The sequence below is a fragment of the Mesorhizobium sp. M7A.F.Ca.ET.027.03.2.1 genome (assembly GCF_003999175.1).
GTDB lineage: Bacteria > Pseudomonadota > Alphaproteobacteria > Rhizobiales > Rhizobiaceae > Mesorhizobium.
Window position 1 is genome coordinate 1 of record NZ_RZOM01000278.1, and the last position, 6241, is coordinate 6241.

At 62.2% G+C, this 6241-nt stretch carries 9 protein-coding genes; 8 read left to right on the plus strand and 1 reads right to left on the minus strand.

Annotated features, from left to right (window positions below; translation table 11 throughout):
* Nucleotides 1–728: MarR family winged helix-turn-helix transcriptional regulator (locus tag EN750_RS14370; RefSeq protein WP_145967647.1), on the minus strand; the 728-nt coding region annotated here is incomplete at its 3' end.
* 160 nt (nt 729–888) lie between these two features.
* Between EN750_RS14370 and EN750_RS14375 the strand changes: the two genes are divergently transcribed.
* The 8 genes from EN750_RS14375 to EN750_RS14410 all read left to right on the plus strand — a co-directional run.
* Nucleotides 889–1173 (plus strand): acylphosphatase, encoded by a 285-nt coding sequence (locus EN750_RS14375; protein WP_127396809.1) that lies wholly within the window; start codon nt 889–891, stop codon nt 1171–1173.
* Nucleotides 1174–1232: 59 nt separating this feature from the next.
* The gene (locus EN750_RS14380) at nt 1233–1883 is read left to right on the plus strand and encodes a TetR/AcrR family transcriptional regulator (RefSeq protein WP_127321262.1); all 651 of its coding nucleotides are present in this window, start codon (nt 1233–1235) and stop codon (nt 1881–1883) included.
* A gap of 61 nt (nt 1884–1944) precedes the next feature.
* Nucleotides 1945–3108, plus strand: coding sequence for an isovaleryl-CoA dehydrogenase (locus EN750_RS14385; RefSeq protein WP_127396810.1), 1164 nt, complete (start codon nt 1945–1947; stop codon nt 3106–3108).
* 2 nt (nt 3109–3110) lie between these two features.
* Complete coding sequence (locus EN750_RS14390; protein ID WP_127396811.1) at nt 3111–4718, plus strand: carboxyl transferase domain-containing protein; 1608 nt, start codon at nt 3111–3113, stop codon at nt 4716–4718.
* 195 nt (nt 4719–4913) lie between these two features.
* Complete coding sequence (locus tag EN750_RS14395; RefSeq protein WP_127269365.1) at nt 4914–5282, plus strand: hypothetical protein; 369 nt, start codon at nt 4914–4916, stop codon at nt 5280–5282.
* A gap of 95 nt (nt 5283–5377) precedes the next feature.
* Nucleotides 5378–5692, plus strand: coding sequence for a hypothetical protein (locus EN750_RS14400; protein WP_348629593.1), 315 nt, complete (start codon nt 5378–5380; stop codon nt 5690–5692).
* A 69-nt stretch (nt 5693–5761) separates the two neighbouring features.
* Nucleotides 5762–6106 (plus strand): hypothetical protein, encoded by a 345-nt coding sequence (locus EN750_RS14405; RefSeq protein ID WP_236382870.1) that lies wholly within the window; start codon nt 5762–5764, stop codon nt 6104–6106.
* A 16-nt stretch (nt 6107–6122) separates the two neighbouring features.
* A partial coding sequence (locus EN750_RS14410; protein ID WP_145967649.1) for a biotin carboxylase N-terminal domain-containing protein occupies nt 6123–6241 on the plus strand: 119 nt, incomplete at its 3' end.

The window sequence follows — 6241 nt, forward strand, 5'->3', positions numbered from 1 at the left end:
ACCAGGAACACCGCGCCGACCGGATCACCACCGCGCTCTGCGATCCAGCAGAAATCGCGGCCGGGCACGAAATTGCGAATGAAATCGGCGCCGATCTCGGCGAGCATGGCCTCGAACTCGATCGTCCAGCCATATTCCTCGGCATAGAGTTGGGCCTGGCGCTGCACGACCCAGCCGACATCGCCGACGCGATGCGGCCGCAACGTCACCTCGCTGCTGTCACGGGTGGGATCGCCCAGCAATTCCCCCGCCTTGCGCAAGGCGCTGCGCAGTTCATGCAACCTGTCGTCGGGGACGCTTTCGATCAGCCGCGCCGTGTCCCGATCGGCCGCCGCCTGCAGTCTGGCAAGCGCTGCCTCGCCTCGTGAGGTCAGCGAGAGGACCCTTCGACGCCGGTCAGCCGGGTCCGTTCTGGCCTCGGTCAGCCCCTGGCCCGCGAACTTGCGCAGGATCCGCGTCAGATAGGCGGCATCGACACGCAACTGTCTTGATATTTCGGAGGCCGCCGGGCCATTCTCCAGCCGAAAAGCACCAGCCAGGAAACCTCGCTCGCCCGCGATTTCGGCGGAAGCCGGGTTGCTGCGGTGACCCAGCTCGAACAGCACGCGCGCCTCGGTCAAAGTGAATGCACTTTGTGTCAGCGTCTCGTCGAGAAGGCCGACGGTGCGCGTGTAGAAGCGATTGAAGCGCCTGACATCGGCCACCAATGCGTTGCGTTCGTCCAACATCCGCAGCCACTCCTGAGGCAGCCGTATTTTCCAAAATTAGTGGACGGAGTCAATTAAATTTTGAGCCAGAGAGGCCAGCCATTGCGCTCGCGCGCAGTTCCCAGGTTGCATTCCTCACGCCACGCGCCAGATTCAAAACGAGACAGGCTTGGAGAGATTCATGGCTGATCGTCGCAGGGAAGTGCTGACGCGGGTCTACGGCAATGTGCAAGGCGTCGGCTTCAGGGCCTGGGCTCGGGATCAGGCCACGAGCCTTGGCCTTGCGGGCTGGGTCCGCAATGAGGCGGATGGGTCTGTAACGGCCCAGATCGCTGGGCTCGATGAGGCGGTCTCGACAATGATCGAGCGCCTCTGGAAAGGGCCGGCCGGGGCTTCGGTCTCCAGGGTCGACGTCGAGGACCTGGCAACACAACACGCTCTTGTCGGGTTCAGGATCATTGCCTGAGCGCGCCGCCTTGAATTAATCGAACGTTCGTTTTATTATCACTCCACAGAGGAGCTGACATGGCGCGCACGACCGGATCCGATGGCGAAAAGACCGAAGCGACCATCCGTGGGGCGGCGGTCAACCTCATCGCGCGGTTTGGCTACGAAGCAATGTCGATGCGCCAGCTTGCCGCCGAGGTCGGCGTCCAGGCGGCCGCGCTCTACCGCTATTTTCCAACCAAGGAAGAGCTTCTGTTCACGCTGATGCGCGAGCACATGGAGGGTCTGGCCACAGCATGGGAAGCAGCCCGCCCGGCGGACGCAGATTCGGCGCAACTGCTCTCGGCGTATGTGCGCAATCACATCGCCTTTCATATCGAGCGACGGCACGCCACGCATGTGTCGAACATGGAATTGCGCAGCCTGTCGCCCGAACGGCTGACGCAGATCCTGCGCATGCGCACTGCCTACGAAAAGGAACTGCGCACTATTTTACGCGATGGCGCCGAGACGGGCACCTTCAGCATCGACGACACCGGGCTGACCGCCATGGCACTGATCCAGATGATGACCGGCGTCATCGTCTGGTTTCGGCCGGGCGAGCGGCTATCGATCGCCGAAGTCACGGCGACATATCTTTCAATGACAATGCGCCTGGTTGGCGCGAGGATCGGTACCTACAGCGCCGCGCGTCCCTTCGGACGCGCAAAGGACGCTGTAGCATTTTGATTTTGCGCATGACCCCGAAAATCAAAGTCGATTTTCGGGGTCATGCGCGGGGAGGAACGGCATGTACACGAACACACTCAGCTTCGGGCATGACGAGGAGATCGAGGCGCTGCGCGACTTGGTGCGGCGCTTCGCCCAGGACCGGATCGCTCCGATCGCCGCCGACATCGATCGCTCGAACGAATTTCCGGCGCATCTGTGGGGTGAACTCGGTGCGCTCGGCCTGCTCGGCATCACGGCCGATCCCGATTTCGGCGGCAGCGGCATGGGCTATCTCGCGCATGTGATCGCCGTCGAGGAAATCTCGCGCGCTTCGGCCTCGGTCGGCCTCTCCTATGGTGCTCATTCCAATCTCTGCGTCAACCAGATCAACCGCTGGGGAACGCCAGCGCAGAAGGGAAAATTCCTGCCGCCACTGTGCTCGGGCGAGCGGGTCGGCGCGCTGGCGATGTCGGAACCCGGCGCCGGCTCGGACGTCGTCTCGCTCAAGCTGCGTGCCGAAAAGCGCAACGACCGCTACGTGCTCAACGGCACCAAGATGTGGATCACCAACGGGCCTGACGCCGAGACCCTGGTCGTCTACGCCAAGACCGACCCGGACCTGAAATCGCGCGGCATCACCGCCTTCATCGTCGAGAAAGCGATGGCCGGGTTTTCCGTGGCGCAAAAGCTCGACAAGCTCGGCATGCGCGGCTCCAATACCGGCGAACTGGTTTTTTCGGATGTCGAAGTGCCGTTCGAAAACGTGCTGCACGAGGAGGGCCGTGGCGTCGAGGTGCTGATGTCGGGCCTCGACTATGAGCGCACCGTGCTTGCCGGCGGCCCGATCGGCCTGATGGCGGCATGCCTCGACGTGGCGATCCCCTACGTGCATGAGCGCAAGCAGTTCGGCCAGGCGATCGGCGAGTTCCAGCTGGTGCAAGGCAAGCTGGCCGACATGTACACGGTGATGAATGCCGCGCGCGCCTATGTCTATGCCGTTGCCGCCGCCTGCGACCGCGGCCAGACGACACGCAAGGACGCCGCCGGCTGCGTGCTGTTTGCCGCCGAGAAGGCGACGCTGATGGCCCTCGACGCCATCCAGCTGCTTGGCGGCAATGGCTATATCAACGACTATCCGACCGGCCGCCTGCTGCGCGACGCCAAGCTCTACGAGATCGGCGCCGGCACCAGCGAAATCCGTCGCTGGCTGATCGGGCGCGAGATCATGGCCGAGGGGGTGTAGGTATGGCCACATTGCAAACCCAGATCTCTCCTTCCTCCGAGGCATTCCGCGCCAATGCCGAGCGCATGCGGGCGCTGGTCGCCGACATTGCGGAGAAGGCGGCGGCCGTCGAGCGCGGCGGCTCGGAGGAAGCGCGCGAGCGGCATGTTTCGCGCGGCAAGCTGTTGCCGCGGGAGCGTCTCGCCCAGTTGCTCGACACCGGCTCGCCCTTCCTCGAGATCGGCCAGTTCGCGGCATGGTCGATGTATGGCGAGGAGATCTCTTCGGCCGGCATGATCGCCGGCATCGGCCGCGTCGAAGGCACCGAAGTCATGGTCGTCGTCAACGACGCCACGGTGAAGGGCGGCACCTACTATCCGCTGACCGTGAAGAAGCATTTGCGGGCGCAGGAGATCGCGCTGCAGAACAATCTGCCTTGCATCTACCTCGTCGACAGCGGCGGCGCCAACCTGCCCAACCAGGACGAGGTGTTTCCCGACCGTGAGCATTTCGGCCGCATCTTCTACAACCAGGCCAACATGTCCGCCGCAGGCATTCCGCAGATCGCCTGCGTCATGGGTTCCTGCACGGCGGGCGGAGCGTATGTGCCGGCGATGTCCGACGAGACGATCATGGTGCGCAACCAGGCGACCATCTTCCTCGGCGGTCCGCCGCTGGTGAAGGCGGCCACTGGTGAAGACGTCAGCGCCGAGGATCTCGGCGGCGCCGATGTGCACACGCGGGTTTCCGGTGTTGCCGACCACTATGCACTCGACGACGACCATGCGCTCGCCATTTGCCGACGCATCGTCAAAAACCTGAATCGGAACAAGACTGTAAGTCTGAACTTACAGAAATCGATTCCGCCGCTTCATCCCGCGGATGAACTGTACGGCATCGTGCCTACCGACCTGCGCCAGCCCTATGACGTCCGCGAGGTGATCGCGCGCATCGTCGACGGTTCCGAATTCGACGAGTTCAAGCAGAACTACGGCACCACGCTGATCACCGGCTTTGCCCATCTGCATGGCATGCCGGTCGGCATCATCGCCAACAACGGCGTGCTGTTTTCCGAAAGCGCTGTGAAGGGCGCGCACTTCATCGAGCTGTGCTGCCAGCGTAAGATCCCGCTTGTCTTCCTGCAGAACATCACCGGCTTCATGGTCGGTCGAAAATATGAAGCAGGCGGCATCGCCAAGGACGGCGCCAAGCTGGTGATGGCGGTCGCCACCGCCAGGGTGCCGAAGATGACTGTCATCATCGGCGGTTCGTTCGGCGCCGGCAATTACGGCATGTGCGGCCGCGCCTATTCGCCACGCTTCCTGTGGATGTGGCCGAACGCCCGCATCTCGGTGATGGGCGGCGAGCAGGCGGCAACGGTGCTTGCCATGGTCAAGCGCGAAGGCATCGAGCGCAAGGGCGGAGAATGGAGCGCCGAGGAAGAGGCGAAATTCAAGAAGCCGATCCTGATGAAATACGAGCATGAGGGCCATCCGCTCTATTCGTCCGCACGCCTCTGGGACGACGGCATTATCGACCCTGCGAAGACGCGCGACGTGCTGGCGCTCAGCCTGTCCGCTGCGCTCAACGCCGAAATCGAGGACACGCGCTTTGGCGTGTTTCGGATGTGAGAATGGACGGTCAACTTCGACGGCCAAACGGCGGAACTATAGCGGCAGGCCGTTGCTGCCGTGCGAAAAGGCTGAACTGTATGGGCCAATCGATTCATCAGCATAAGCGGCTTCGATTCTCAAACAGTGAACTGGCGGCGAGGCAAAATATTCGCTACTGCTTATCCAGCATGGGGCAATGGGGACGGGCTGAAAATGAAACTGAAATATTGCCAGGGAACGGCTGCTTCGATACTTTCTGTATTTCTAATATTAACAGCGACCGACGCCGGCTCGGCGGAATCGCTCGCAGGACGCAAGGGAGACGTGCGTTTTCCGCCGACCTTGGGTTCGGGCGAATGCAACGTTGCCTACAAGGGTTATGTCGCGGCGAGCGGTCATTCGGCCTACGCTACAACCTTTTATTCGCGTGTCGTCGACCTCTACATTGTCTGCGGGACGAAGCTCAACGCGCCGTCCCAGAAGGCGGCGGAAGAGACGGCGCTGCGCAATTGCCAAGCCGGCTTGACACGGTGGAAGCTCAAGACCGCGAGTGGCGGCTGCGCAATCTCGTCATCGAAATAAGCAACCAGCCGAGACTTTTTTGCGAATGGGGGAAGCAGTAAAAATCCTGGACCTGCAAAGGAGCAGCCACCTCTATAGTGGCAGGCTTGCTGATCGTGGCGGCCCCCACCGCCGCCATGGCCGGATCGCTGGCAGGCAGCAAGGGCGACGTGCGCTACCCAGTGACCATTCCTATAGGAACCACCGGGGGCTGCGGGAAGGCTTACGCAGCGTATCTCGCAGCCGCAGGCCATTCGGCTTTCGCGGCGACGCCAATCGTTCCGGCGACCGAGTACTTCGTTTGCGGCGTGAAGCTGAATGCATCGTCGCAGAAGGCGGCTGCGGAACTGGCACTGAAATCCTGTCAGGCCAGCAAAAGCAAATACAAGGTTACCGTTGCCGGCGCCTGCAGCATCGCCGCGTCCAAATAGGCCGGAAAACGCCCGGTTTTTCTCGTTGGGTAAGACAAGATGAAATCCACGAATTCCAGGCGAACAGCCATGGCGATATTGGCCGGATTGCTGACGGTCGCCGCGTGCGGCGCGGGCATGGCCGGCTCACTCACTGGAAGCGAGGGAGACAAGCGTTTCCCGCCGTACCTGCCGCGAAATCCCAAGGATCCCTGCACCAAGACCTACAAGGCCTATGTCGCGGCCGGTGGCCATTCAGCGTACGCAACCACGCCCTACGCGCGGATAATGTCGTCGTACATAGTTTGCGGCGGTCACCTCAACGCACCATCTCAAAAGAGGGCCGAAGAGTTGGCGATGAAATCCTGTCAGTCAACCCGCGGCCACTACAAGGTCACGACCGGCGGCGCCTGCGAGATCGCTGCCTCCAAATAGGCTGGCGCCTGCCAGAATGGCGCTGCTGCCCGAGGCAAAACCGGGAGGCTCCATGTTCGCCAAGATCCTGATCGCCAATCGCGGTGAGATCGCTTGCCGTGTCATCCGGACGGCGCGCAAGATGGGTGTGCGCAC

What these genes read in the sequence shown, in the direction of transcription:
- EN750_RS14380 (WP_127321262.1), top strand. Translation starts at nt 1,233, where the DNA reads ATGGCGCGCACGACCGGATCCGATGGCGAAAAGACCGAAGCGACCATC.
- EN750_RS14385 (WP_127396810.1), top strand. Translation starts at nt 1,945, where the DNA reads ATGTACACGAACACACTCAGCTTCGGGCATGACGAGGAGATCGAGGCG.
- EN750_RS14405 (WP_236382870.1), top strand. Translation starts at nt 5,762, where the DNA reads ATGGCGATATTGGCCGGATTGCTGACGGTCGCCGCGTGCGGCGCGGGC.
- EN750_RS14390 (WP_127396811.1), top strand. Translation starts at nt 3,111, where the DNA reads ATGGCCACATTGCAAACCCAGATCTCTCCTTCCTCCGAGGCATTCCGC.
- EN750_RS14395 (WP_127269365.1), top strand. Translation starts at nt 4,914, where the DNA reads ATGAAACTGAAATATTGCCAGGGAACGGCTGCTTCGATACTTTCTGTA.
- EN750_RS14375 (WP_127396809.1), top strand. Translation starts at nt 889, where the DNA reads ATGGCTGATCGTCGCAGGGAAGTGCTGACGCGGGTCTACGGCAATGTG.